Annotated in this window: 28 protein-coding genes; 13 read left to right on the forward strand and 15 right to left on the reverse strand. The window is 70.7% G+C overall.

The window, feature by feature from the left end; translation table 11 throughout:
• Nucleotides 1–37 precede the first annotated feature (37 nt).
• Nucleotides 38–1,330 carry a PucR family transcriptional regulator gene (locus ACZ5PB_RS33650; RefSeq protein ID WP_468696493.1) on the forward strand — a complete coding sequence of 431 codons (1,293 nt, stop codon included), beginning with the start codon at nucleotides 38–40 and terminating at the stop codon, nucleotides 1,328–1,330.
• Nucleotides 1,331–1,359: 29 nt separating this feature from the next.
• Here ACZ5PB_RS33650 and ACZ5PB_RS33655 read toward each other — a convergent pair whose 3' ends face one another.
• Nucleotides 1,360–2,115 (reverse strand): S1 family peptidase, encoded by a 756-nt coding sequence (locus ACZ5PB_RS33655; RefSeq protein WP_468696495.1) that lies wholly within the window; start codon nucleotides 2,113–2,115, stop codon nucleotides 1,360–1,362.
• A 157-nt stretch (nucleotides 2,116–2,272) separates the two neighbouring features.
• Nucleotides 2,273–3,487, reverse strand: a complete 1,215-nt coding sequence (locus ACZ5PB_RS33660) for a beta-ketoacyl-[acyl-carrier-protein] synthase family protein (RefSeq protein ID WP_468696496.1) — start codon at nucleotides 3,485–3,487, stop codon at nucleotides 2,273–2,275.
• A gap of 200 nt (nucleotides 3,488–3,687) precedes the next feature.
• On the opposite strand from ACZ5PB_RS33660, the gene ACZ5PB_RS33665 reads away from it, so the two are divergent.
• Entirely contained in the window at nucleotides 3,688–4,512 is an 825-nt protein-coding gene (locus ACZ5PB_RS33665; RefSeq protein ID WP_468696498.1) for a hypothetical protein, read from the forward strand.
• 142 nt (nucleotides 4,513–4,654) lie between these two features.
• Entirely contained in the window at nucleotides 4,655–4,840 is a 186-nt protein-coding gene (locus ACZ5PB_RS33670) for a DUF5302 domain-containing protein (RefSeq protein WP_468696500.1), read from the forward strand.
• Between the two features lie 143 nt (nucleotides 4,841–4,983).
• Here ACZ5PB_RS33670 and ACZ5PB_RS33675 read toward each other — a convergent pair whose 3' ends face one another.
• Together ACZ5PB_RS33675 and ACZ5PB_RS33680 are read right to left on the reverse strand one after the other, a co-directional pair.
• Nucleotides 4,984–5,376, reverse strand: coding sequence for a hypothetical protein (locus ACZ5PB_RS33675; RefSeq protein ID WP_468696502.1), 393 nt, complete (start codon nucleotides 5,374–5,376; stop codon nucleotides 4,984–4,986).
• Nucleotides 5,373–5,588 (reverse strand): hypothetical protein, encoded by a 216-nt coding sequence (locus ACZ5PB_RS33680; protein ID WP_468696503.1) that lies wholly within the window; start codon nucleotides 5,586–5,588, stop codon nucleotides 5,373–5,375. The genes ACZ5PB_RS33675 and ACZ5PB_RS33680 overlap by 4 nt, the downstream gene beginning before the upstream one ends.
• Before the next feature lie 294 nt (nucleotides 5,589–5,882).
• Here ACZ5PB_RS33680 and ACZ5PB_RS33685 point away from each other — a divergent pair, with 294 nt between their 5' ends.
• The 3 genes from ACZ5PB_RS33685 (at nucleotide 5,883) to ACZ5PB_RS33695 (ending at nucleotide 8,468) form a co-directional block, all read left to right on the forward strand.
• Nucleotides 5,883–6,509 carry an acyl-CoA-like ligand-binding transcription factor gene (locus ACZ5PB_RS33685; protein WP_468696505.1) on the forward strand — a complete coding sequence of 209 codons (627 nt, stop codon included), beginning with the start codon at nucleotides 5,883–5,885 and terminating at the stop codon, nucleotides 6,507–6,509.
• Nucleotides 6,510–6,523: 14 nt separating this feature from the next.
• A complete protein-coding gene (locus ACZ5PB_RS33690; RefSeq protein ID WP_468696507.1) occupies nucleotides 6,524–7,318 on the forward strand; it encodes an SDR family NAD(P)-dependent oxidoreductase in 795 nt (264 codons plus the stop codon).
• Nucleotides 7,319–7,427: 109 nt separating this feature from the next.
• The gene (locus tag ACZ5PB_RS33695) at nucleotides 7,428–8,468 is read left to right on the forward strand and encodes an NAD(P)-dependent alcohol dehydrogenase (protein WP_468696645.1); all 1,041 of its coding nucleotides are present in this window, start codon (nucleotides 7,428–7,430) and stop codon (nucleotides 8,466–8,468) included.
• Nucleotides 8,469–8,551: 83 nt separating this feature from the next.
• On the opposite strand, the gene ACZ5PB_RS33700 is transcribed toward ACZ5PB_RS33695, so the two are convergent.
• A complete protein-coding gene (locus ACZ5PB_RS33700) occupies nucleotides 8,552–8,917 on the reverse strand; it encodes a VOC family protein (protein WP_468696508.1) in 366 nt (121 codons plus the stop codon).
• A gap of 99 nt (nucleotides 8,918–9,016) precedes the next feature.
• On the opposite strand from ACZ5PB_RS33700, the gene ACZ5PB_RS33705 reads away from it, so the two are divergent.
• Nucleotides 9,017–9,970, forward strand: a complete 954-nt coding sequence (locus tag ACZ5PB_RS33705) for a helix-turn-helix transcriptional regulator (RefSeq protein WP_468696648.1) — start codon at nucleotides 9,017–9,019, stop codon at nucleotides 9,968–9,970.
• A 7-nt stretch (nucleotides 9,971–9,977) separates the two neighbouring features.
• On the opposite strand, the gene ACZ5PB_RS33710 is transcribed toward ACZ5PB_RS33705, so the two are convergent.
• The 4 genes from ACZ5PB_RS33710 to ACZ5PB_RS33725 form a co-directional block, all read right to left on the reverse strand.
• Nucleotides 9,978–10,466, reverse strand: a complete 489-nt coding sequence (locus ACZ5PB_RS33710; protein ID WP_468696510.1) for an SRPBCC family protein — start codon at nucleotides 10,464–10,466, stop codon at nucleotides 9,978–9,980.
• A gap of 101 nt (nucleotides 10,467–10,567) precedes the next feature.
• Entirely contained in the window at nucleotides 10,568–11,173 is a 606-nt protein-coding gene (locus tag ACZ5PB_RS33715) for a dihydrofolate reductase family protein (protein ID WP_468696512.1), read from the reverse strand.
• Between the two features lie 94 nt (nucleotides 11,174–11,267).
• Nucleotides 11,268–12,020 carry a DUF6766 family protein gene (locus tag ACZ5PB_RS33720; RefSeq protein ID WP_468696514.1) on the reverse strand — a complete coding sequence of 251 codons (753 nt, stop codon included), beginning with the start codon at nucleotides 12,018–12,020 and terminating at the stop codon, nucleotides 11,268–11,270.
• Between the two features lie 83 nt (nucleotides 12,021–12,103).
• On the reverse strand, nucleotides 12,104–12,529 hold the full coding sequence (locus ACZ5PB_RS33725; protein WP_468696515.1) for a nuclear transport factor 2 family protein: 426 nt from the start codon (nucleotides 12,527–12,529) through the stop codon (nucleotides 12,104–12,106).
• Between the two features lie 193 nt (nucleotides 12,530–12,722).
• Between ACZ5PB_RS33725 and ligD the strand changes: the two genes are divergently transcribed.
• Together ligD and ACZ5PB_RS33735 are read left to right on the forward strand one after the other, a co-directional pair.
• Nucleotides 12,723–13,628, forward strand: a complete 906-nt coding sequence (ligD, locus tag ACZ5PB_RS33730) for a non-homologous end-joining DNA ligase (RefSeq protein WP_468696517.1) — start codon at nucleotides 12,723–12,725, stop codon at nucleotides 13,626–13,628.
• A gap of 334 nt (nucleotides 13,629–13,962) precedes the next feature.
• Complete coding sequence (locus ACZ5PB_RS33735; RefSeq protein ID WP_468696518.1) at nucleotides 13,963–14,805, forward strand: EamA family transporter; 843 nt, start codon at nucleotides 13,963–13,965, stop codon at nucleotides 14,803–14,805.
• A 98-nt stretch (nucleotides 14,806–14,903) separates the two neighbouring features.
• Here ACZ5PB_RS33735 and ACZ5PB_RS33740 read toward each other — a convergent pair whose 3' ends face one another.
• The 4 genes from ACZ5PB_RS33740 to ACZ5PB_RS33755 all read right to left on the reverse strand — a co-directional run bounded on the left by ACZ5PB_RS33740 (nucleotide 14,904) and on the right by ACZ5PB_RS33755 (nucleotide 20,659).
• On the reverse strand, nucleotides 14,904–15,755 hold the full coding sequence (locus ACZ5PB_RS33740) for a PRD domain-containing protein (protein WP_468696519.1): 852 nt from the start codon (nucleotides 15,753–15,755) through the stop codon (nucleotides 14,904–14,906).
• Between the two features lie 127 nt (nucleotides 15,756–15,882).
• Nucleotides 15,883–18,000 (reverse strand): glucose PTS transporter subunit IIA, encoded by a 2,118-nt coding sequence (locus ACZ5PB_RS33745; RefSeq protein WP_468696521.1) that lies wholly within the window; start codon nucleotides 17,998–18,000, stop codon nucleotides 15,883–15,885.
• 511 nt (nucleotides 18,001–18,511) lie between these two features.
• A complete protein-coding gene (locus ACZ5PB_RS33750; protein ID WP_468696523.1) occupies nucleotides 18,512–19,162 on the reverse strand; it encodes a hypothetical protein in 651 nt (216 codons plus the stop codon).
• A gap of 15 nt (nucleotides 19,163–19,177) precedes the next feature.
• Nucleotides 19,178–20,659, reverse strand: a complete 1,482-nt coding sequence (locus ACZ5PB_RS33755) for an alpha/beta hydrolase (protein ID WP_468696525.1) — start codon at nucleotides 20,657–20,659, stop codon at nucleotides 19,178–19,180.
• Nucleotides 20,660–20,903: 244 nt separating this feature from the next.
• Here ACZ5PB_RS33755 and ACZ5PB_RS33760 point away from each other — a divergent pair, with 244 nt between their 5' ends.
• From ACZ5PB_RS33760 to ACZ5PB_RS33770, 3 genes are read left to right on the forward strand one after another with little or no spacing between them, the layout of a single operon-like run.
• Nucleotides 20,904–22,103, forward strand: coding sequence for a sensor histidine kinase (locus ACZ5PB_RS33760; protein ID WP_468696527.1), 1,200 nt, complete (start codon nucleotides 20,904–20,906; stop codon nucleotides 22,101–22,103).
• Complete coding sequence (locus ACZ5PB_RS33765; RefSeq protein ID WP_468696528.1) at nucleotides 22,104–22,781, forward strand: response regulator; 678 nt, start codon at nucleotides 22,104–22,106, stop codon at nucleotides 22,779–22,781.
• Nucleotides 22,778–23,404, forward strand: coding sequence for an SDR family NAD(P)-dependent oxidoreductase (locus ACZ5PB_RS33770; RefSeq protein WP_468696530.1), 627 nt, complete (start codon nucleotides 22,778–22,780; stop codon nucleotides 23,402–23,404). Before ACZ5PB_RS33765 ends, ACZ5PB_RS33770 begins: the two co-directional genes overlap by 4 nt.
• Before the next feature lie 189 nt (nucleotides 23,405–23,593).
• On the opposite strand, the gene ACZ5PB_RS33775 is transcribed toward ACZ5PB_RS33770, so the two are convergent.
• Nucleotides 23,594–24,322 (reverse strand): SMI1/KNR4 family protein, encoded by a 729-nt coding sequence (locus ACZ5PB_RS33775; RefSeq protein WP_468696532.1) that lies wholly within the window; start codon nucleotides 24,320–24,322, stop codon nucleotides 23,594–23,596.
• 139 nt (nucleotides 24,323–24,461) lie between these two features.
• Entirely contained in the window at nucleotides 24,462–24,839 is a 378-nt protein-coding gene (locus ACZ5PB_RS33780) for a nuclear transport factor 2 family protein (RefSeq protein ID WP_468696534.1), read from the reverse strand.
• A 225-nt stretch (nucleotides 24,840–25,064) separates the two neighbouring features.
• Between ACZ5PB_RS33780 and ACZ5PB_RS33785 the strand changes: the two genes are divergently transcribed.
• On the forward strand, nucleotides 25,065–25,238 hold the full coding sequence (locus ACZ5PB_RS33785) for a hypothetical protein (protein WP_468696535.1): 174 nt from the start codon (nucleotides 25,065–25,067) through the stop codon (nucleotides 25,236–25,238).
• Nucleotides 25,239–25,331: the final 93 nt, after the last annotated feature.

The following is a 25,331-nucleotide window of genomic DNA, read 5'->3' on the forward strand; positions in this document are numbered from 1 at the left end:
CCTGTGACCCGTCACAGTCCCGAGGAGGAGCCGACCGGTGAACGACGACCCGCCGACCGACCGCCACAGCGACCCTCCGGAACTGTCACCCGCCGCACAGGCCCTTGCCGCCCGCTGCGAGAGCCGGGTCAACGAACTGGCCCGCCGGATGGCCCGGGAAACCTTCGAGCAGCTGCCGGGGTACACCGATCTCCCCGCCGACGTGAAGGACGTCGAGGTCGCCGCGACGGCACGCAGCGGGCTGCGCCTCTTCCTGCGCCGGGTACGCGACCCCCGGGGCGGCCGCACCGGGGACCTCAGCCTCTTCCGCGAACGCGCCGCCCAGCGGGCCGACGAAGGCATGCCCCTGCACACCCTGCTGCGCACCCATTCCTCGGGGGCCTACGTCCTGTGGCAGGCGCTCCGCGCCGAGGCCACCGCGGGCGAGGAGGGCGCACTCATCGAACTCGTCGACTTCCTCCTGCGCGGCCACGAGGCCATCATCGGCGCCGTGGCGGAGACCTACCTCGACGAGCAGGCCGCCCTGTCCGCCGAACGCCGCGAACACCACCGCTCCCTGGTGCGCGGACTGCTGGACGGCTCGGTGCCGCCCGCCCGTGCCTTCGAGGAACTGGGCCTGGGCCCCGAAGGCCGCACGCTCGTCGTCCGCCTGCACCTCGAACGGCAGCCACCCCCGATTCCCGCGGACAGCACGGCGGGTCCCGAGGCCCCCGCGCCGCCCACCGCCCCGGACGTCGCGGACCGCCGACGGCTGCGCCGCATCCAGACCGTTCTGGACCGCGCCTTCGGCACCGAGGCGGTGGCGCTGCTCGGTGTCGAAGGCGGCCATGTGATCGCCCCGCAGCGGGCCGACGACGCGGACGGCGCCCGTACCTGCGAAGAACTGCTCGCCCGGCTCCGCCCGTTCTGCGGCGACACCGTCCGGCTGGCGCCGGTCACCGCCGCCACGCCCCAGGACGTACCGGCCGCGGCGCGCACCGCCGCCGACATCGTCCGGGTCGCCCGCGCCTGCGGACTGCCGCCGGGAGCGCACCGTATGGACGACGTCCTGCTGGAGTACCACCTCTCCCGCCGCAACGAGAGCAGCGACCGGATCGCCGCCCTGCTCGACCCGGTCGGCGGCCGGCCGGAGCTCATCGAGACCCTGCGCGTGCACCTGGAACACCGGCACGACCGGCGCGGCACCGCCCGGCGCCTCGGCCTGCACCCCAACACCGTGGACAACCGGCTGGCCCGGATCACCGAGCTCACCGGCCTCGACATCGCCTCGGCCCGGGGGAGCGCCCTGGCCCTGGCCGCCCTGCTCCTGCGCGGCAGCACGCCCGCCTGAGCAGTGGCGGCCAGAGACCCTGGCCTACGTCACACCCCGGCGACCGACCGGATCCACGAGCGGTACGCCGTGACGTTCGTGTACGCGGTGGTGGTCTGCCGGTCGCTGGTGGAAGCCACGCCGACCTGGACACCGTTCGCCGTCATCGGCCCGCCCGAGTCCCCGCCGGCGGTGATGCCGTTGCCCCGGCGGGCACAGATCGCGGAGCCGCCGTAGGCGTCGGAGCAGCCGCCGGTCACGGTCACGTTCGCCACCTTCAGGTAGCGCGACTGGCAGTTGATCTCGGAACCGCACTGCGAAGTAGCACCCCAGCCGAACACCTGGACGCTCTGCCCGACGCTCACCGAACCCGGCTGGCCGAGCGGGGAGTACGTGGCCTGCACCGACCGGTCCAGCCGGACCAGCGCGAGGTCGGAGCTGTGGGTGTACGTCTGGATTCCGTTGGCCATCGTGCCGCCGCTGTGCTGGTCGAGGCTGCCGATGCGGAACGACAGCCCGCCTCCGGAGACACAGTGCCTCGCGGTCAGGATCCACGTCGGCGCGATGATCGTCGCCGAACAGGTCTCTCTGCCGTTGGACAGGAGGCGGGCCGCCCAGGGGGCGTTCGTCGCGTAACCGCCGCCGATGATCGGCTGGTTGACCCCGGACGTGGGTGCACCGGACGTGGGCGCACCCGAGACGGGGCCGGGGGCGGCGGTTTCGGCGGCCGACGCGGTGGGGGAGAGGAGGGCGACGACGGAGACGGCAGCGGCGAAGAAGGCGGGGACCAACCTGGCTATTCGCATGGTTCCTCGTTTCGGGGAACACGCCGAGGGGCGCGTGGGGTGGGGGGAACGACCGCCCCAGGGTCCCGGACAACGAGGAATCCGGGTACTAGCGACTGGTCATAACACGGACTTGGGGCTCCCCCCACCGCAGCGGTCAACTCCCCTGGGGAGACGCCTACTTGGTGAGCACCAGCGTCACGTTGTGCCCGCCGAAGCCGAACGAGTTGGCCAGCGCCGCCGTCCACTCGCCCTTCCTCGGTTCGCCCTTCACCACATCGAGGTCGATCCGCGGATCGAGCTCCTCCAGGTTGCGCGTGGCAGGCACGGCCCCGTCCCGCAGCGCCAGCAGGGCGGTCAGTGCCCCGATGACACCGGAAGCTCCCAGCATGTGACCGGTCATCGACTTGGTCGCGGTCACTGCCGGATGCCTGCCGACGGCGCGCGCGATCGCGTCCGCCTCCGCCACGTCACCGGACTCCGTGGACGTCGCGTGCGCGTGTACGACGCCGATGTCCGCGCCTGTCAGCCCCGCGTCGCGCAGCGCCAGCCCGATGGCGTGCATCTGCCCCTCGGTGTCGGACGCCGTGATGTGGTCCGCGCTCGACGTCACCGAACTGCCCGCGAGGGACCCGTACGTCCGCGCACCCCGGGCCCGCGCGAACTCCGGGCGCTCCAGCACCACCATCCCCGCGCCTTCGCCCATCACGAATCCGGACCGGTGCACATCGAACGGCCTGGAAATCGACTCGGGGTCCTCCGCCTGCGTCGACAGCGCCTTCATCTGCGCGAACGCCGCCAGCGTGAAGGGATGCAGACAGGCTTCCGCGCCACCCGCCACCACCACGTCCGCCCGGCCCGCGCGGATCAGGTCCTGGCCGACGGCGAGCGCCTCGGCCCCCGAGGCGCAGGCGCTGACGGGCGTCCTGGCGCCCCCCTTGGCGCCGAGTTCCATGCTCACCCAGGCGGCGGGCCCGTTGGCCATCAGCATCGGCACCGTGAACGGCGACAGCTTCCGTACCCCCGACTCCTCGAAGATGTCGTCCTGCCCGAGCATCGTCAGCACTCCGCCGATGCCCGTCCCGATCACCACGGCGAGGCGCTCCGGCTCGACCTCCGGAGCCCCCGCGTCCGCCCATGCCTCCCGCGCGCCGAGCAGCCCGAGCTGTTCGACGCGGTCCAGCTTCCTGGCCTGTACGCGGGGGAGCAGCGAAGCGGGATCCACCGGGAGCCCGGCCGCCACGTGCACGGGCAGTTGCGCCGCCCACTCCTCCTCCAGGAGCCGCACCCCCGACTTCCCCGCCAGCAGCGCTTCCCAGGACGACGGCGCATCGCCTCCCACCGGAGTCATCGCGCCGATACCCGTTACCGAAACCGGACCGTTCCCAACCACGTGCAGCCTCCCTGGGCATGGAGAAACCAAACAAGATCCAAATCTATGACGGCATCATTTCAGGCTCACCTACAAGGAATCTGGATCCGAATGCAACCGATTCGGAAGAGCAGCCTTGTTGCCTCTCCACAATTCGATCAGCGGGGCACCTTCGGCATGAAATGGCGGGGTACGGGGGAAATGGAGGCACAGAGGCCGGAATGCGGGCGGGGGAGGGGCACCTGGTGTGGCGGGAGGGGAAGCTGTCGAACGTCTTCCTGGTGACGGCGCACTGGGAGTACTGGTGGAGGGGCGGCCACACTCAGCGCTGGCAGCGCAGGGCCCGGTGGTGGCTGCGTCTGCTGATCGCCGCCGCTGCCCTGGTGGGCGCGGTGTGGTGCACGGAGCGGGTGTCCGGCGCGTACGACCAGACGCGTACGTACCGGCAGGCCCCGCTCTGCCCCGGCACGGCCACCTCCCGCCCCGGCGACCTGTGCGTCGGGCGCGAGCACGCGGTCGTGGAGTCCCGCCACGAGACCGAGAGCTGCACCACCGACAGCGGGGGCGGCCGGACCTGTTCGACCTCGTACAGCCTGACCCTCCGCCGCACCGAACCCAGCCGCACCCAGGAGATCGGCGTCAACCACGACCTGTACCAGAAGTCCCGGGACGGGGACCGGGCCGAACTGCGCGTCTGGCAAGGCGACTTGGTCGGGATGAGCCTGCGGGGCGAGCGGACGACGTATCTGCCGCCCGCGCAGCAGCTCATGCTGCTGATGACCGGGGTCGCGCTGCTGCTCGTGGGAATCGGCACCTGGGCGTTGGTCAGCGGCTCGGTGGACCTGGAGAGTGCGGCGGCACCGGTGGGCTGGCTCTGGCTGGTGCTGACGCTGCCGTGGCTGATCGACGGGGTGCTGCTGGGGGCGAGTCCGATGAGATGGGCGGTGACGGGGGTACTGGTCGCGGCCGGGGCGGGATGGACGCTGGCCGGCCTCGGCAGGGAGTTCCTCGACTCCAGACTCGGGTCGAAACTGCGGCGGGGCTGAAGCCGGGACGAGCCGGGGCCGGGTAGGGGCCGAGTCCGGGCCAAAGCCGGGCCGCCGGGGCCCGGAGCGCGGAAACGGCCTCGTCAGACCTCCGCCGCTGTGACACGGTGGCTTCACTACTGCAGAGATCGCGGAGGTTCGCATGACTGATGTCCCGCAGAACAGTGCCCCCGACGACGACGAAGCCAAGCGGAAGTTCCGGGAGGCGCTCGCGCGCAAGAGCCGGGGCGGAGCGTCCCGCGACGCCCGCGAGGACGCCAGGTCGAAGCTGAAGGGCGGCAGCGGCCCCGCCGGCAACAAGCGCAACTTCCGCCGCAAGACGGGCTGACCCGCGATGAGTTACGGGGAAGGGGCCGCAGCTCCCCCAACAGGGAGCAGCAGCCCCTTCCCTCACCTGCACCGGCCCGGTTAACGCCTCGGTCCCCCGGCGGCGTACACCGACGTGCCCGCGACCGCCAGCACGAGCGCCGTTCAAGTGCCGGCCGTCGCATCCGGGGGCAGCAGCATCCCGGTCAGCACCTGCGTCACCGCGTCCGGCGCCGACGGTACGACGAAGGAGACCGCCAGCCATCCGAACGGCAGGATCCACGCGTACTGCGCCCCGAAGCAGGCCGCCCCGAGGGCCGCCAGCCCCATCAGCCCCGCACTGTTGCGGACCGCGAAGCCGGGCGAGAACGGCTGCCCGCCGAGCCCCACCGACAGCGCCGTCAGCCCCGCCGCGAGGACGAGTGTGGCCGGCCGGGTATCCGCGAGCCCGCCGTCACCCAGCCGGGCCAGTCCCCACACGGCGAGCGCACTGACCACCACCACGGCGGACGAGGCGGGCGCCTGCCGCGATCGCGCGTACAGGATCAGCCACTTCACCGCGCCGCACCCCCGGTCAGCGCGTCCAGCGGGCGGTCGACGGCGTACGTGTCCCGGGGCGCGGCGGGCAGGACGACGAGCACGGCCAGCGCCCCGGTCGCCACCAGCGGCGCGAGGGGCAGCAACCGGCCAGGGACAGTGGCGGCGGCCAGCAGCGCCAGGCCCGTCGCGGCCATGCCGCACAGCCAGAGCGCCTGCCCCGCGTGCAACACCAGGGAGGCACTGCCAGCCCGGGCGGCGTCAGCACGGAAGGCAGCACCCGTCCGACCCCCATGCCCAGCAGCGCCCCCGCCGCGCCCGCCCGGTCTCCCCGGGCCACCCCTCTCAGGAGGTGCTCCTCGTCCAGATCCTGCGGCGCCGCCGCCCGTACACGTTTCACATCTGTAAGACGGAGGGCCTGGTCAGCAGGTTTTCGAGGGAGGGTGACCCTGGTCACAGCGCGTCGATTTTCTGTCCCGAAGGGCCAAGTGTCCCAGTGGGACATTTTGACGAGTACAGTCGGGAACATGAGCAGTACGGAAGGCGCGGGCCGCAGGGTCCGCAAGGTGCAGAAGAGCCGCGAGGCCATGGCGGACGCCGCCGTGGACCTGGTGCTGGAACGAGGGCTGGACCAGGTCACCGTCGAGGCGATCAGCGAGCGCGTGGACGTCTCCCGGCGCACCTTCGCCCGCTACTTCTCCGGCAAGGAGGACGCCGTCGTCGACGCCCTGCGCGCCGACTACGCGAAGATCAACGCCGCGCTCGCCGACCGCCCGGCCGAGGAACCCCCGCTCACCGCCTACCACCGTGCCCTGCACGACTGGCTCACCCACGACCCCCACGCCTGGCACCGGCGCCCCCGCACCGGCGAACTGCTGCGCCTGCTCCACCAGGAGCCCGCACTGCTGGCCGCCTACGGACACGTACGCGACGAAGCCGAGTGCACCTCGGTACGCATCGTCGCCCGCCGCCTGGGCCTCGACCCCGAGCGGGCCCTGCGCCCTTCGCTGGCCGTCGCCCTCGCGGTCGGCGCGTTCGGCACCGCCGTGCGGTTCTGGATCGCGCCGGGCGCCACCACCCCGCTTCCCCCGCTGATCGACGAGGCGTTCACGGCACTGGCCGACGAGCCCGCCCCCAGCACCACCCGCAAGTGAAACCAGGAACCACCATGACCGACATCAGCGCCCCCAACACGACCACCAGCGCCACTTCCGCCGGCGAGTTCACCGGCAGGACCGCCCTGGTCACCGGGGCCGCCTCCGGTATCGGCCTCGTCGTGGCCGAGCGCCTCGCCGCCGCCGGCGCGTCCGTCGTCGTCGCCGACCACAACGAGCAGGGCGCCGAGGCCACCGCCGAGGCCATCACCGCCGCCGGAGGCCGCGCCGCAGCCGTTCGCGTCGACGTCACCGACCCCGAATCGGTGCGCCGCGCGGTCGAGTTCACCGTCGCGACGTACGGCGGGCTGCACCTGGCCGTCAACAACGCCGGGATCGCCGGAGCCTCCGCCCCGACCGGCGAGTACACCGTCCAGGACTGGCAGCGGGTGATCGACACCGACCTCAACGGCGTCTTCTACTCCCTCCACTACGAACTGCCGCAGATCCTCGCCTCCGGCGGCGGCGCGGTCGTCAACATGTCCTCGATCCTCGGCACCAACGGATTCGCGGGCTCCGCCGCCTACTCCGCCGCCAAGCACGCGGTCGTCGGCCTGACCAAGACCGCCGCCGTCGAGTACGCCTCCCAGGGCGTGCGCATCAACGCGGTCGCCCCCGGATTCATCGACACCCCGCTCCTCAAGGAGGGCGACGAAGCGCAGCGCCAGTACCTGGTCTCGCTCCACCCGCAGGGCCGCCTGGGCACCGCGGCGGAGGTAGCCGAGCTCACCCTGTTCCTGCTCTCCGACCGCGCCTCGTTCGTCAACGGCAGCTACCACCTCGTCGACGGCGCCTACGCGGCACGCTGACCCTCCCCCCCCGCCTCCGCCGGCACATCGAGCTTCAGAGGAACCAAGGAAAAAGGAAAGAGGCACCCACATGTCAGCCCAGCCAGCCCCCGCCCCAGCGGCCCGGACCATGCAGGCCGTCCAGTACCGCAGCGTCGGCGCCGCCCCCGAGGTGGTCACCGTCGAGCGCCCCGAGCCCGGCCCCGGCCAGGTGCTGCTGAAGGTCACCGCGGCCGGAGTGTGCCACTCCGACATCGCCGTGATGAGCTGGCCCGCCGAAGCGCTCCCCTTCCCGCTGCCGCTCACCCTCGGCCACGAGGGCGCGGGAACGGTCGCCGCCCTCGGCGAGGGCGTCACCGGCTTCTCGGTCGGCGATTCCGTCGCCGTGTACGGGCCGTGGGGCTGCGGCAGCTGTCTGATGTGCGCACAGGGCAAGGAGAACTACTGCCTGCGCGCCGCCGAACTGGGCATCCGCCCGCCCGGTCTCGGTGCCCCCGGCGCCCTCGCCGAGTACATGATCATCGACGACCCGCGGCACCTCGTCCCGCTGGGCGACCTCGACCCGGTCACCGCCGTACCCCTGACCGACGCCGGTCTGACGCCGTACCACGCGATCAAGACGGCACTGCCCAGGCTCACCCCGGGCAGCACCGCCGTCGTCATCGGCACCGGCGGCCTCGGCCACGTGGCCATCCAGCTGCTGCGCGCGCTGACCCCGGCGCGGGTGATCGCGCTCGACGTGAGCGACGAGAAGCTGGACCTGGCCAGGAAGGTCGGCGCCCACGAGGCCGTCCTGTCGGACGCCCGCGCCGCCGACAAGGTCCGCGAACTGACCGGGGGAGTGGGCGCCCAGGCGGTGTTCGACTTCGTGGGAGCACCGCCCACGGTCACCACCGCGACGGCCTGCGCAGCCGTGGAGGCCGAGATCGCCATCGTCGGCATCGGCGGCGGCGCGGTCCCCGTCGGCTTCGGGACGGTCCCGTACGACGCCGCTGTCCGCTCCCCGTACTGGGGCTCGCGCTCCGAGCTGATCGAGGTGCTCGACCTGGCACGGTCCGGCGCGATCGACGTACACGTGGAGACGTACACCCTCGCCCAGGCCCCCGAGGTCTACGAACGCCTCCACGCGGGCCGCGTCAACGGGCGCGCGGTCATCCTCCCCAACGGCTGACCCCGAGGGGCCGCGCGCTCCGCCTGGGCCCGGACCTCCACGTAGGACTCGTGGGAGGTGATGCGAAACGCCTCCGACGGCTGTCAGTCGACGGGGGCGACCCGGATCAGGTTGCCGTCGGGGTCCGCGACGACGAACGTGCGCCCGAAGACCGCGTCGTGCGGCTCCCTGACCACTCGTACCCCCATCGCCACCCACTTCTCGAAGCGACGGTCGATCTCCTCGGGCCCGCCGGACAGGACGAGGCAGACCTCGCTCGTGCGCGGCATCTCCGGGGTCAGTTCGTCGGGGCTCCCGCTCCAGACCGCGAGGTCCGCACCGTCGCCGAGATCGAAGGTGATGTAGTTGGGGGTTTCGAAACCGGGCTTGGCCTCAAGGAGGTCCCCGTAGAAACGGGCAGCGGCAGGGGCGTCGTTGACATAGACGATGAATACGACCGGGGTCGGCATGGCTCACTCACTCCAGAAGTCGGTCTGTCTTTCCGAACGATCCGAGCTTGCCCGTCAAACATGACGGATCCTGTCATGTTTTCTGAGATGCTCGATTTCGTGACCCCTGACCGCTTCTTCTCCCTGCTGCTGACCCTGCAATCCCGGGAGACCATGACTACCGCCGATCTGGCCGATCAGGTCGGGGTCTCCGTCCGTACCGTCCTGCGGGACCTCCAGTGGCTCCAGGAAGCGGGCTTCCCGCTGCTGGTCCGGCGCGGCCGGACGGGCGGGGTGACCCTGCTCCCCGGCGGAGTCCTCGACACCTCACGGCTCACCCCGGCCGAACGGGACCACCTCGCGCTGCACGGCCTCGACGCCGCGCAGCGCGAACAGCTGGGCGCCACCGCCGACACCCAGCGCGCCGACCGGAAAGTGCGCTCAGGACTGCGCCCGTCGAGCACCGGTGCACTGCCCCTGAGCGCGGTCGTCACCACCGACAACCGCCCCTGGTTCTTCCACGACACAGCGGGCCTGCCACCGGCGGCGCTGGTGGGCGACCTGCGGCGCGCCGTCCGGCTGCGCATCTGCTACCGCCGTTCGGACGAGACCGAGCCCGCCTGGCGGGTGGTCGACCCCTACGGCCTGCTCGCCAAGGCGGGGCGCTGGTACCTCGTGGCGGACTCCGAGGGCCGCCCCCGGCTCCACGCACTGGAACGCCTCACCGACTGGGAGGCGATGCGGACGGCCCGCCGACTGCGTACCGGAGCGACCCTGGAAAGCGTGGCCACCGAACTGACCGCACGCTGGGAGAACCCGGAGAACCTCCTCATCCACGCCGAAGTCAAAGCCCACCGCCTGGACTTGGCGAGGCGCATCCTCGGCCGCCGCCTGACCGTGCCGGACTCCGCGGAGGCGCAAGAGGGGCGAGTGGCCATCACGATCACGGCCCGCAACGTGGAAGACGTACGCCTGCTCCTCCAGTTCGGCAACAGCCTCACCGTGACCGCCCCGCCCGAGGCGCGCGAGCGACTCCGCTCCCTCGCCACGCAGATCCTGGAGAACAACTCCTAGTCGGCGCTCACTGCCGGTCGGCAGCACGGTCCAACCGCCGTGCCAGTTCGGCCAGCCTGTGCGCCTGAGCCTTCGTCGCCTGCCCCATCACCAGGACGCGCAGCAGTCCGGGAAAGGCCACCCGGACCGTTTCGCTCACCCGGGTTCCCGTACCGTCGCGAGCCAGAGTGACCGTCGACTCCAACTGCACGCGACCCGGACTCCGTACCGCACTGACGATCCGCCGGCCGGGCTCCGGAAACGTCATCGTCACCCGGATCGGGTTGTCATAGCGCAACGGCCCGAACCGGAACCGCTCGACGGCGACGTACCGCACCACCTCCGCAACACCACGGCCACCGCCACCGCCACCCACCTCGCCATCGACTTCGACGTCCCGTACGGCGATCACCAACGGGGCCAGCCCGACGTAACTCTCCGGACGGGCCAAGTACGCGAAGACCTCTTCCGGGGCCCGGCCGACCGCGACGGTACGGGTGAACTCCTCGATAGGCATGGACACATCATGCTCAACCGCCCCGGTCTCCGGGTGCGTTCCCGCCAAGAATCGCCCGCGCCCACCCTCCCGGGGAGGACCGCTGAAAGCCCACACCGCCCTTACGCAGGGGCCCCGAGCGGCGGGTGCTCCAGCACCCGGGGCTTGTACTCGACCAGCTGGATGCGGCCGTCGAAGGTACGGTGCTCGGTCATTTCGAGGGCAACGTCCGGATAGCCGTCGTAGATGCGTTCCGCGCCCGTCGCCCCGGTGATCACCGGGAACATCACGACCCGGAAGCGGTCGACGAGTCCGGCTCGCAGCAGGGACCGGCACAGGCTGAGGCTGCCGATCGTACTGAGGAGCCCCGAGCCGCTCGACTTCATGGCGCGGACCGTCTCGACGGCGTCCTCACGGACGAGCGTGGTGTTGGCCCACGTCAGTGGCTCCTTGAGCGAGGACGAGAACACCACCTTGGAGGCTTGCGTGAGCTCGTCGACGGACGCCTCTTCCTCGGCCCTGAACTCGTCCTGACCGTCCGGGACCTCACCCGCCGCGAAGCCCGACATCAGCCGGTAGGTGTTCGCCCCCATCAGATAGGTGACCTCGGGCTGCTCGCCGAGCCATGCGAGGTACTCCGGTCCCTCAAGGCCCCAGAACCCGGGCCACCCTTCTCCCGATGCGTAGCCGTCGAGGGAGGTGATGAAATCGACGAGAAGCTCCGACATGGAGTTGTCCTTTCCTGAGGTGTCATGAGCTTGGACCGACCGAGAGCCCCAAACTCATCGGTCACGCTGCGAACCGAGTAAGCCGCTGACGGGCTCACCCTTCGATTCCGGTGGAGGTGTGTGCGACACCGACCGGCTTGGACTCGGGGGAACCGCGCTGGCGCAGGTAGACGGAGAGGATCGCCATGGAGGCCACGGCAAGGAGCTCGGACTGCCAGTTCTGCAGACTGCGGCTCCAGAAGTCCGCCGATGCGAGGTACTGCGTCCAGCCGACGGGGTCCTGGAGTTGCCTGAGCTGCTGCTCGTTGTACGCGGCGGTACCCGTGACGGACTGGGCCAGCCAGGACAGCAGGAACAGCCCTCCCATCACCAGGCCCAGCGACCGGGAGAACACCGCTTGGCGCACCCCGCCGATACCCGCCCAGCGCGGCGATTCAGGACCCGCGAACCGGCCCGCCCGCTGCTCCTCGTCGGACTGGGTTCCCGCCTTGTGCAGCTCCTTGGACTCCGGCGAACCCCGTTGCAGGAGCCAGACGGTGCCCACGATGTACAGGAAGAACTGCAGGTACTCCGACTGCCAGTTCTCCGTCACGTCCACGGCGAAGTCCGAGGACGTCAGGTAGTCGAGGAAACCCACCTGTGCGAGCCCGTCGGTGGCGAGCTGGTTGTTGAACTCCGTGCACCCCGCGATCGCCTGCCCGGCCAGAGCGAGCAGGAATGCGGTGCCGAAGCCGAGCGTCATGCTGTTGTTCCGTACGAAGCCCCGCACACCCGGCTCCTTCCGTGTGCCGCCGCCGGAACCCCGGGCCGCCCCTCCGTGCGTGGGGGCCGGCGCTGAGCCGGTCATCGCCGCATCATTCCCACCGCGATGAAGTAGAGCAGAGCGCCGACCACCCCGGTCAGCAGGAGCGTGAACAAGGTGCGCATGCGTCAGCCTCCCGAAATGGCGCACTTGTAGGGCTGCTCGGTACGGGGTTCGCACCCCGCGGCGACGACCTTCCAGCCATCCGGGAACTGCGACAGGAACAGGGTGTCGGCGGCGAGGACGGCCCGAGCCTGACGGCCGTACACATCGACTTGGCGCACCGGGCCCCCGGCCGGAAGGTCCTGCGCGCCGATGGCGTCCAGGCACGGCTTCTTTTCGGAGTCCTCGACCTCGAAGCGCGTTCGCGGGGCCAGCGCGGCACACAGGGCCGCCCTGTCACCGGTGCTCAGGGCCCGTTCGAACGCGGTGGAGGCGTGGGACGCCTTCGTGTCCCGTTCGCCGACACCGCCACAGGCCGCCGAACCCGAACCCAGGACCAGTGCGCCCAGCAGGATGAACGTCCTTGTGAGGCGGCGCCGTTCTTGGCTCACGCAACTTCCCTTCTCCCCGAGGGGGGAACGCGCAGTCCGCTTCGTCGCCGCTTCGTCGCGGAGCGGGTGCTTCCCCATGGTCTGCGGTCGACGGTCCGAATCCCTGCCGGACACACCTCGTACGTCCGGCTGGAGTCCGATGGCATGCTCAAGAGCAGCGGCTCGATGCCGCACCGGCAAAGGAGGCGGTGACATGAGCCCCACCCTTGAGCTACGGGTCGGACGTCGGAAGATCGAGGTGAAACGGGCCGACAAGCAGCTGTTCCCCGGGGACGGCCTCAGCAAGGCCGATCTCGCCGAGCACTACCGCCGGGTGGCCCCGCGCATGCTGCCCGAACTGCGGGGCAGGCCCCTGATGCTCGAACGGATGCCGGACGGGGTCACAGGAGGCCGCTTCTACCAGAAGGAGATCTCCGACCACTTCCCCGACTGGATCCACCGTGCCTCGATGGCCAAGGAGGGCGGCGAGGTCACCCATGTGGTCTGCGACGACGCCGCGACCCTGGTCTACCTCGCAAGCCAGGCGTGCATCACCCCGCACCGCTGGCTGAGCCGTGCCGACCGGCCGCGTCGGCCCGACCGCATGGTGTTCGACCTCGACCCGCCCGCCGACGACTTCGCTCCCGTCCGACGAGCAGCGCATCAACTGCACGAACTGCTCGACGAGCTGGACCTCACCTCGGGCCTGATGACCACGGGCTCCCGCGGACTGCACGTCGTCGTCCCGCTGAACCGGCGCGACGACACCGACGACGTGCTGGCGTTCACCCGCGCCGTCGCGGAGAAACTGGCCGCGCGGCACGCGCGCGAGCTGACGACGGAGGCCCGGGTGGGCGCCCGTAAGGGGAGGCTGTACCTGGACGTCGCCCGCAACGGGTACGCGCAGACCGTGGTCGCGCCGTTCGCCGTCCGCTCCAGGCCGGGCGCTCCGGTCGCCGTGCCGCTGAGCTGGGACGAACTGGACTCGCCGGAGCTGACTGCTCGCCGCTGGACGGTGACCGACCTCGGCGACCGCCTCGAAAGTGATCCCTGGTCGGGGCTCGCCCGGCGCGGGCGTGGCGTGGCAGGGGCGGCTCGGCGGCTGCGGGTCCTGGCGTAACACTGCCTGAGGGCAGGCCCGGCAGTCCCTCAGGCAGTGCTGCGCCCCAGGGTTGTTGCGGCAGGGCTGGTGGCACCGCGCGGCGGGAGGGCGAGGCGTCCTGCCGTACGCGCGAGGTGTTCGAATTCGCGGCGCTGGTCGAGACCGTAGAAGGTCGGGTGGCGGAGAAAGTGACTCGCGCGAGGTCCAGCACCAGGACGCGGCGCAGGGCGGGCGCGGGCTGCGGAGTCCGCTGACCGCACGCCTCGGCCGGCTCGCCACCCCCTTCCATGGCGGCGGCGTGCAGCGGTCAGGTCAGTGGTACGCGCGGGACCATTGGGGTACGCGTCGCCCCATGGGTGCTCTCCTCGCGCTGGCCTCGGCAGTCTGTTACGGCCTGGTGGACTTCGCCGGCGGCCTGCTTTCCCGGCGGATCCACTTCGCCGTCGTCACCTACTGGGGGCAGCTCGGCGGCCTCTTCGTCGCCGTCGTCGCCTCCTGCGTGATTCCCGCCGATTCGGTACGGGTCACGGACCTGTGGTGGGGTGCGCTCTCCGGGATCGGAACCGGGACGGCCATGCACTTCCTCAACCGGGGAATGAGCCGCGGGGCGATGAGCGTGGTGATCCCCGTGAGCGCCGTCACCGGCGTGGCTCTGTCCGTCGTGTGCGGGGTGTTCTTCCTGGGCGACCGGCCCACCGTGATGGCCTGGCTGGGCATCGGCGTCACCCTGCCCGCGCTCTGGCTGGTCGCAGGGGGAGGCCTGCGGCGCGGCAGCCGGCTGCGGGGCGGTCCGGCCGCCACGGACGGACTGATCGCCAGCCTCGGGGTCGCCGTGCAGTACGTCGGGCTCGGGCAGGCCGACCCGGTCAGCGGGCTGTGGCCGGTGGCCGCCGGGCGGCTCGCGGCCGTCATCGTCCTGTCCCCGAGCACGGTGCGGTACGCACGTCACTTCCGCCGGCCCCTCTCCCGGCAACTGCAGGCCTACGGGATCGGCGCGGGCGCTGCCGTCGGGCTCGGCCTGTACCTCCTGGCCGCCCAGCAGCAGATGCTGGCCGTCGCCGTCGTACTGGCTTCGCTCTATCCGGCCATCCCCACGGTCCTCGGCCTCACCGTGCTGCACGAGAAGGTCACCCGGGCGCAGACAGCCGGCCTGGTGGGTGCGGCGGGGGCCGTCGTCCTGCTGACCCTGGGGTGACCGCGCGGGCACCGGCGACCCCCAGCCGCTCGGCGAACCCGAGGGCTGTCCGCCGCCCGCCGCCACCCGCCTCATGTCCCTCGTTCGGCGTCACGGCCTCACGCGGCGGTGCCGTCGGCCTCCATGGTCATGCGGGCCACGTGGAGTGCCAGGTAGGAGACCTCGTCCTCGCTCAGCTGCTGGCCCAGCCGCAGTTCGACGATCGTCGCCAGTTTCTGCGCGGTGTGGGTCGCCGTCGGGTAGTGCAGACGGATGCCCTTGCCGATGGTGGACTCGTGGCCCTTCAGCTGGCGGTGCTGCTGGATCCGTACGAAGAGGTAGCGCACATGGGTGATGAACCGCGCCGCATTCACGGACTCCTGGGAGATGTCGAGACCGTACTGCTCCGCCACGACGGTGAGCAGTTGCTGGATGACGCCGGTCATCGTGTAGGTGAAGGACAGGTCACCCGAGGCGAAGCCCGCGTTGACCAGGTGCAAGGTGAGCGCGGTCGCCTCGGAGGCGTCCAGTCCCGGTTCCACGCGCTCGTTGATCGCCGCCAGCAGGCGCTGTGCCTGGGCGTACTCGGCGGCGTACAGGGTCTGCGCCTCGGCGCGCAGCGGGTACTCGACGACGATGCCCCGCTTGGCCCGGTCCAGTGCGCCTGCGACGTGGTCGGCGACGGCGATGGCGAGGGTGGGACGCGTGGACTCACGCCCCTCGATGCCGACCTCGTCAAGGGCGATGACGACAGCCCGCAGGACGTCCTCCCCGATGAGGGAGAAGGCCTCGGCGAGATGGTCGGGATCGCGGCCCTCGGCCGGGACGAAGACGCGCACGATCAGCGCGGGGTCGATGGGCTTGCCCTGCCGGGAGCTGAAGCCGATGCCGCGCCCGGTGAGGATGACCTCCCGGCCCTTCTCGTCGCGCGCGAGGACCACGTTGTTGTTGAGGACGCGTAGTGCCTCCACTGCCGGCCCTCCTTTCCAGTCTGTGGTCCGTTCCTGTCCGATGATCCCGCATCGGCCGCCGTTTGTGTCCCAGCCCCACCCGCCCCTCGACCGACGCGGGACACGCCCCCGCGCCGGTCGGGGCTGATCAGCGCAGTACGGTCACCACAGGGGCGCCGACGGTGACGTCCTGCCCGGTGTGCGGTTCGACCGAGGCGAGGTCCGCGGTGTTGGTGACGGTCATGAGGGTGACGGTCGGGTGCTGCGCGGCGCGCACGGCGTCGAGGTCGACCTCGACGAGCAGATCGCCCGCGGTGACCTGCTGGCCGGAGGCGACGCGCAGGTCGAAGCCCTCGCCCTGCATCTTCACCGTGTCGATGCCGACGTGGACAAGCACCTCGACGCCGTCCGCGGTGCGGATGCCGAAGGCGTGACCGGTGTCGACGACGGTGACCAGCTCACCGTCGACCGGGGCGACGACGCGGCCGTCGGCCGGTTCGATGCCCACGCCCTCACCGAGCGCGCGGGAGGCGAAGACCGCGTCCGGGACCTCGTCGAGGCCGACGACCCGCCCCGCGACGGGCGCGGCGAGAACGGTCTCCTTGCCGGGCGAGGCGACGGAGGCAGCGGTCGGGGCAGCGGCCGGAGCCGCGTCCTTGGCAGTGGAGCCGGCCGAGCCCGCGGACGCCGCCGAGGCAGCCCCGACGGTGACGAGCTCGGATTCCTTGACCGCCGTGCCTGCCCCACCAGCGGCGCCCTCGGCCGCGTCACGCTCGGCGTTGGCCTGTGCCCGCTCCTCCGGCGTACGGAAGTCGGAGAAGTACACCAGCGCCATCGAGGTGAAGAAGGCCGCCGTGATCGCGATGCCGTACGTGGCCATCGGGGAGAAGACCGGGATGGTCAGCAGCGAGGTGAAGGCGAACGCGTTGGTGTCGACACCGCCCAGGACGCCCACGAGCACACCGCCCACGAGGCAGCCGACCAGCATGCGCGGGTAGATCCGCTTGAAGCGCAGGTGGATGCCGTACAGCGAGGGCTCCGAGATGCCGCCGAACAGGCCCGCGGCCAGGGCGCCGGTGGCGGTCTGGCGCATCTCCTTCTCGCGGTGGCGGACCGAGAGGAGCAGCACACCGGCGGTCGCGCCGAAGCAGGCGAAGTTCCAGGCGCCCATGGGGCCCTGGATGAAGTCGTAGCCCAGGGTGTTGATGTTGACGAGCATGAGCGCGTTGAGCGGCCAGTGCAGACCGAGCGGCACCAGGAACGGGTACAGCAGCGGGATGAGGATCGCGAAGACGATCGGGGCGTTGCCGTTGAGCCAGGAGAGTCCCTCGCCGAGGCCGTTGCCCGCCCAGACGCCCATGGGGCCGATGAGGAAGGCGGTCACCGGGATCATGATCAGCATGCTGAAGAACGGCACGAAGACCATGTGCACGTTCTCCGGGAAGAGCCGCTGGAGGCCCTTGTAGACCAGGGCGAGCAGGGCGACCATCAGCAGCGGCACGAAGACCTGGCCGCCGTAGTCGTTCAGCTGCATCGGCAGCCCGAAGACGTGCGCCACGCACTCCTGGGTGCCCAGGGTGTCGTTCGTCGTACAGGTGATGCCGGGGATGCCGGAGTCCTTGTTGAGCATGCCCGTGAAGTTCGGGGTCATCACCGCGGCCATCACGGCCGCGCCCACCCACGGGTCGATCCTCAGCTTCTTCGCCGCGTTGTACGCGACGAAGATCGGCAGGAAGTACAGCACCGATCGCCACATCGCGTCGACGAACACCCAGGTGGCGGACTTGTCCGCGGCCCGGAAGTCGATCACGCCGAAGGCGTCGAGGACGGAGGCGATGGCGATGATCAGCGAGGAGCCGAGGAGTACGCCCATCAGCGGGCGGAACGAGTCCGAGAGGTACTCGAAGAAGTTGTCGACCCAGCCGTAGCGGCCACGGCCCTTGGCCCGGACCGCCGCCTTGACGTCCGCGTCGGACTGCGGGCGGGGCGTGCCGCCGCCGGTCATCGACGGCAGGTTCATGATCTCGGAGTAGACCCGTGCGACGGCTCCGCCGATCACGATCTGGAAGCGGTCGCCGGACTGGGCCACGGTGCCCATGACGCCGTCCAGGGCGTCGAGCGCGGCCTTGTCGACCTTCGCCCCGTCATGGAGCTGGAAGCGCAGCCGCGTCGCACAGTGCGTGAGGCTCTCGATGTTCTCGGGGCCGCCGACACCGCGGAGGATTTCCTCCGCCGACGTGCGGGATCCCTGTACGGGCGTGCTCATGATGCTTCCTCGCATCCTCGGGTTCCTGTATTCCTGCATCGGTCCGCGATCGCTCCCACCTGCGGCAAGGCAACAAAAAAGGCCCGGGTCGCGCCAATGGCGCTACCCAGGCCTTGCCTCGCCTCACGAAGACGGTGAAGTCTTCGGGGGAGTAACAATCCTGCGATCGAGATCGATCGGGCGTCACATTAACCCGACGTAAACCTGACCGCAACTGACCCTCTCTGGCCGCACGGAAGACAGCGGGGCTTCGGCATTCCGGACGGCGACGATGCCGGTACGAACCGGTGGGCCAATTCCCGGTCGCCGTACTTGCTTCCGTACGGCTCCCCTCCCCTCCGGGGCTTGGTGGCCATGGCGGCGACCAGCGCGTGCGGAGCCCGCCTGCCTCTCGACACCCCACCCGGCGGTGGCCATTCGTCCCCCCCCCACAGCCGTCGCGACAGCGGCGTGCAGGGCAGGGCGGGGAGGGCGGACGGCGCGGCTGCGATGCCTCGGGCAGTTGGCCGGATCAGCCCGCGGCGCCGTCCAGCAGGCTGTGGCGCAGTCGCAGCGCCCGTTCCGTGCTGGCCGCCAGGGTGGCGATGCCGATCGCGATGTTGCCCCACGCCGGTACGTCGACGGGCGAGCTGAAGGTCCCGGTGTACCGGGCGATGCCCTCGGACTTCGTGAGCTGTTCAGCGAGTTGGGGGAGGGCGACGGCCAGGGCGGCGACGAGCACGCACAGCGAGAAGAGACCGAGGGCGCGGCTCATTACGGGGTGCGCGCGGTCGAGACGCGCCCGGCGCCCCTCCGCGGAGTCGGGGTCAGGGACCAGCTGGAACTCGCGGCCTCCGTCGGTGACGTAATGGCAGCGCTTCAGGCCGAAGGCACTCATCCTCACTTCGACGGCGCCGCCCGGAACGGGGAAGACGGCAGGAAGCTTGGACTCGGCGTGCAGCCTGCCGTCGCGGTACAAGTGTGCTCTGACGTTGCCGGACGACTGGTTCTGCCAGTGCCTGACGTCCACGGCATAGACGGCCTCCCGGCCGTCGTCGTCCGTCAGCCGCAGCTGGAACAGCGCCCGGAAAGGCAGCTGCCACCAGCGGAAACGCTTCAGCTCACGGCCGTCCCCGGGAACGATCCGCTGTACGGCACGACGGCGCCGCCACTCCTTGATCATGTGTCCGCGCTCCCGTCACTTGGTCGGCTGCGCCGCGCAGGCGAGGTCCCCGGCCGGGCGCTGTCCGCCCGCCAGGAACGCTGTCACCGTGTTGTTCGCGCACGTGTTGCGGCCGAACGGGTAGACGCCGTGCCCGCCCTCGTCGGCGGTCACCATCGTGGCCCGGTCGCCGAATGCCCGTCGCAGCTTCTTGGCGCCGACCAGGGGTGTTCCCGGGTCGCGTTCGTTCTGCACCATCAGCACGTTCGACGGGCCGCGGTCACCGATCCGTACCGGCGGCTCGACCCGGCTGTCCGGCCAGTACGCGCAGGGCTTGATGCTTCCGGTGGCACCGCCCAGCATCGGATACTTCAGCCGGTCGATCGCGGCATTGCGCCGGTAGTCCCGGACCTTCCCGGGCCAACGCGAGTCACCGCAGGTCACGTAGAGATGACCGGCCAGGAGGTGCTCGGGGAGCGGCGGCGGAGGCGGCACCGGCCTGCCCCGGTCGAGCGCCTGCCAGTTCTGGGCCAGCGTGGGCATCAGGCCCTCGACGTACAGCCGGTCGAACGTCAGCCCACGGAACAGCGTCCCGTCGATGCCGCCGACCGGTTTCGCGTCGAGCCGTTTCGCGAGTTCGAAGAACTTGGCCCGCACCTGCCGGGGTGTGGTGCCCAGACCGTATTGCGGGCGCGCGGCGGCGTACGCCGCGAAGTCCGGGAACCGGTCCTCCATTCCGCGGCCGAGCAGGCGGAAGGTGGCGAGGTCGTAACCGCCGGGGCCCATGTTGCTGTCGAGCACGATCCGGTCGCTGCGCCCGGGGAACAACGTCGTGTACACCGCGCCGAGGTAGCTGCCGTAGGAGGCACCGAGGTACGAGGCCTTCGGCTCGCCCAGCGCCGCCCGGATCCGGTCCATGTCGCGCGCGGTGTTCGCGGTGGAGGTGTGCGGCAGCATCCACGCCGTCTTCGAGGTGGCGCACTGCCGGGCGACGGCCCGTGCGTACGGTGCCTCCCGGGCGACCTCGGCGGCGGTGTGCGCGTACGGCGGGAAGTTGCCGCGTGCCTGCTGCTCCGGTGTCAGGTCGCAGGTGACCGGTGTGCTGCGGCCGACCCCACGCGGGTCGAAACCGATCACGTCGTAGGAGTCGAGGACGTCCTTGGGCAGCCCGGCGCCTGCGAGCAGTGCCGGGTAGTCGAGTCCGGAGCCGCCTGGGCCGCCGGGGTTGGTCAGCAGCACACCGCGACGCTTGGCCGGGTCCTTGCTCGCCAGCCGGGAGACGGCGATCTCGATCTGCCTGCCGCCTGGTTCCCGGTAGTCCAGCGGGACGCCGAGCGTCGCGCACTCAAGACGGGGCGTGCCCGCCTTCTGCGATCCGGCCGGCTCCGGACACGGGCCCCACCGCAGCGAGTCCGGAGTGGCTGCGGTCGTGTCCGGAGCAGGCGCCGCCGACGCGCCCGAAATCGCGGCCGCCGCGACCGCGGTGGCGGCGAGGGCGAGGGAAAGGATCTTGCGCATCTGGTGTCCTCCTGAGGTGGCGCACGAGGTCGCGTCGCGGAACGGCCGGGTGACGGGTGACGGGTGACGGTGACGGCGACGCATACGAGTCTGTTCAGCCGGCGTCATCGGCACATCGACCCGGCGGCCCGAGTCACCTTCGACCTAGGTCGAAGCGCTGGTCCGCCCCTGGGCGGAGACGGGAGTCCCCAGGTCCGCTGCTCGGGCCACTGCACGGGCCGCTGGATATCGCGACAATGACCCGATGAACGACGAGGTCGCACCACGGCTCGGAGGGTGGCAGGAGACACAGCGGCTGGTGGCGGCCGCCCTGCTGGGCGTCCCCTTCTGGCTCCTCACCGGCGGGGCACTGCCGCCGGGCTGCGCGGCCGACACGTGTTCCTGGTTCGTCACCGGCGATCCGCTGGTGGCCCTCGGCTGCCTGGTGGCGCTCCTGTGGCGGCGAAGGTTCCCGTTCGCCGTCGCCATGGCGGTCGCCATCGCCTCAGGCACGTCAGCACTCGCCATCGGTGCCGCGCTGCTGGCACTGTGCTCGATCTCCACCCGTCGCCGTCCGGCGCAGATCGGAGTTGTCGCACTCCTCTACGTGGCCGCGTCTCAACTCACCCTCGTGATCTACCCGATCAACAGCCCGCCCGGCACGCTGTGGCTCCAACTCGCCCTCACGGCCCTGAGCGCGGGCACCGCGGTGGCCGTGGGCGTGGCCATCGGCGCACGGCGCGCCGAGGTGCGGTTCCTGAGAGAGCGGGCAGAGAGCGCCGAACGGGAGCAGACCGCACGGGCGGCACAAGCACGGGCGCTGGAACGGAACCGTATCGCCCGGGAAATGCACGACGTACTCGCGCACCGGATCTCCCTGGTAGCCATGCAGGCCGGAGTGCTGGACCACCGGGCCGACCTCACCACTGAGCAGAACCGCACGTTGGTCCGTGGCATCGCCGACGGCTCCCACCAAGCGCTGGAAGAGCTACGGGACGTCCTCGGTGTGCTCCGCGCCGATCCTGGCCACCCGGAGCCGCCACAGCCCTCCCTCGACCGGCTCCCGGACCTGGTGGCCGACGCCCGCACTTCCGGACTGGACGTCACGCTCACCACCACGGTGAAGGGAAACCCGTCCGACCTCGTCGGGCGCACCTGCTACCGGGTCGTCCAGGAAGGACTGACCAACGCCGCCAAACACGCTCCCGGCACCCACGTACACCTCACGGTCGAAGGAACAGCCGGCGCCGAACTGCACGTGAGCGTCCGCAACTCCCCGACCACCATGTCCACTTCGACCACCCCGACCAGTCGACCGCCGGCCTCGGGATTCGGCCTGCTCGGCCTCGCCGAACGCGTCACCCTCGCCGGCGGACAACTCAGCAACCACCCGACGCCCGAGGGCGGATACGTCCTCTCGGCGCGACTACCCTGGCCGAACCACGACCACGACGGGAGAAGCTGAGTGGACGGCGAGCCGGAGCCCGTGCGAGTCGTCATCGTCGACGACGAACAGCTCGTACGGCTGGCGCTACGACTGGTCATCGACGGCGAACCGGACCTGACCGTCGTCGCGGAAGCGGCAGACGGGGACGCCGGGATCGCGGCGGTGGAGGAGCAGCGGCCGGACGTCGTACTGATGGACATCCGGATGCCCGGCCGTGACGGCCTCAGCGCGACACGGGAACTCCTGGCCCGGCCGGTGCCGCCCCGGGTGCTCATGCTGACCACCTTCGACTCCGACGACCTAGTGCTCGGCGCGCTGCGCGCCGGGGCCCTGGGGTTCGTACTGAAGGACACCCCGCCGGCACGGATCCTCGATGCCGTACGAACAGTCGCAGGCGGGAACCCCGTCCTGTCCCCGGCGGCCACGGCACGAGTGATCGCCGCAGCCACCGGACCGCAGTCCTCCGATGCCCGCCGCTCGTCCCGCGAAGCCGCACGGCACCAACTGTCCGCACTGACCGAACGAGAACTCGACACCGCCCGGGCCATCGCGGACGGCCTGGGCAACCCGGAGATCGCCGAGCGACTGCGGATCAGCGTCGCGACCGTAAAGGCCCACACGGGCAGCCTGTTCGCCAAACTGTCGGCCGACAACCGGGTGCAGATCGCACTCCTGGTCCGCGACGCGGAGGAATGACCGGCACGAGGCCGCCGCCCAGTTCCAGGACCGTGGGACGGCCTTCCCGTTCGCCGGACCATTCCTGCGACGGGAGCACCTGCGGAGTCGGGCAGACCAGGTATCTTCGGCGCGCGCCGGAGGCACCGGCCGCACACCTGCTGACGCTGCGCGCCCAGCGATCCGGACACGTCCTGAACATCGATTCCGTGGGCGGCTTCGCCACGGCTCCGGCGGTGGGCCTGTACTGCGCGTCGAAATTCGCTCTCGAAGGCATCTCTGAGGCGCTGCACGGAGAACTGGCCCCGCTCGGCGTCCGTGTCACGGCCGTTGAGCCGGGCGGTGTCCGCACGGACTTCCTCAACAGCTCAAGCATGCAGGTCGAGCCGGCTTCCATTGCGGATTACACCGCCGGTGCGGGGCCTGTGCGCGAGGCACTGGCCCAGAACGACGGCCGCCAGCCGGGCGATCCGGTGAAGGCGGCGAAGGCGGCGAAGGCCATCGTCGACATCACCGAGGTCGCCGAGCCGCCGCTGCGCCTGCAGTTGGGCGCGGATTCGACCGAGCGAGTCGAGGCGAAGCTGGACCTGGTGCGGCGTGAACTTGACGCATGGCCCCACGTAGCACTCGGTACCGGCATCTGAGGAGCCGCGCGCCCACCGGGCCCTCGGTTGGAACGCAGGTTTCTGTACCCGTGATCGCGCCGGGGCCGACGCATGAAGATGGGGATTTTCGGGACTCGGCGGCAGTTCATCTGCTAGGTCAGCTGCGCTGTCCAGGATTACCAGGCAGAACCCCACTTCGCACCGGGGAGTTGATCGACCGGACAGCTCCTAGTAGTCGTTGAGCCAGTCGCCCGGAATCAGCTCACGCAGGCGGTCGAGGGCCTCCTCGGTGCGCGCGCGGGCAAGTAGGACATCTCCCTCATCGTCCCGCAGCAGGACATCCGTCCCCAGGAACCAACGGACACCGGGCCCTTCCTCGCCGGGGGGACAGGCCGGAAACGGGAGGCGAGTGCAGTTCTGCTCCAGGACTTCGACACCGTCTTCGTCGAGGTCGCTCAGGAAGTCGTGGAGCCCTTCGGGAGCATGCAGGGATTCCGAGAGAACGATCTCGACGAAGGCGAGCGAGAGCCGTTCGAGCCAGCTCTCCCACTTCTCGGCGCTCTTGTCCGCCAGGTCCGCCCGGATGAACACGGCGGGATCGTCTTGGCCGAGGTCGGCGAGGAGGATCCCCCAGGAAGCGGCGCCCTGATTCTCGTGCCGGAACACCAGTCCCTCGCGGGAGGGCTCGACATACAACTCGGCCGGGGCGAGCAGGACATCGTGATTGCTCGTGAGGTCCCGGCGCCGGCCGAACAGCCTGTATGCCTCGCGCAGGGCAATCGGCAGCCGCAGGCCCAGCCGTTCCTCGGCGGCGGTCAGGTCGGCCTCGGTGCAGCCGTCCCCCTCGTCCAGCGGAGTCGTCCAATGCGCCGCGAACCCCCGGATGAACTGCCGTGCCCCCGCTCGGTCTGCAACGCCAGCGGAGAGCGCCTGGACCATGTCGAACTCACGTGTCATGCCAGGACAATAGCGATCAACCAGAACCGAAGGAGCGCGACCGCATTCGCAGCGAAAGGGCATCAGTTGGGGCGGGCGCCCCTGAACACCGCAGTCTGACGGGGCAAGTTCAGGAGAAGGGCAGCGGCAGGAGGGTGACTCAGGAGGCGGCGGGCTCGATCTCGCCCGCGAAGACGATGATCTGGTCGATGAGGCTCCGGCGCAGATGGACGACGTCCGTTCCCGCCAGGCGGGGGCCTCCGTCAGGCGTGGTGAAGACCCACTGGTAGCGGGCCCATTCGTCCGGCATGTCCACCGCTGAGCAGCGCACCATCGTGCCGGTCCCCGCCGGGTGGCGCCGGATGTCCAGCACGAACTGTTCGACCGCCGCAATTCCTTCGCTGCGGCCCAACGGTCCCCAGAAGACCACGTCCGAGGTCAGGGCCTGGGAGAGCAGGGCAGTCACATAGCTGTCGTCCGAGGCGTTGAACGCGGAGATGAACATGTCGATCGCGGAGCGTGCGGTCTCTTCCTGCATGCTCCAGTAATACCAGCCGTTTGGCGTGCGCCAGTCGCCAGTTCTGTGCCGGAAATGCGCGGAGGCCGGCGCGGGGCCGGTGCCACGTAACGTCGGTATGAAGGTCTGTTACGGCTGTCCGACGGGTGCGGCGGGGGCGTTGACGCGCTTTTTCGGGCGTGGGTACGTTGCCACGGAGACAGGCCGCGAGTGTCTGTGCGGGACGGGCCCCCGAGGGGCGGAACGGTGACGGTGACAGTGAACGCGATGCGGGCAGTTGAGGGGACGACCGTACGGCGGTCCCGCCGCCGCGTCGCGCTGGTCACGGACCGCACCGTGGACCTGCTACGGGTCAACAGCGCGCTGTGTCGCGCCGCTTGTCGCACCACCCTGCTCTGTCGTCCGCTGCCGCGAGGCTGACGACCTCCTGCCACCGCTGCCGCCCGGCACGGCCGCCGCCCCCGACCGCCGGCCGCGGCTCTGACCGGCCGTAACTCCGCCGCGCCTGCCGCC

This window comes from Streptomyces sp. NPDC032721 (assembly GCF_055579625.1).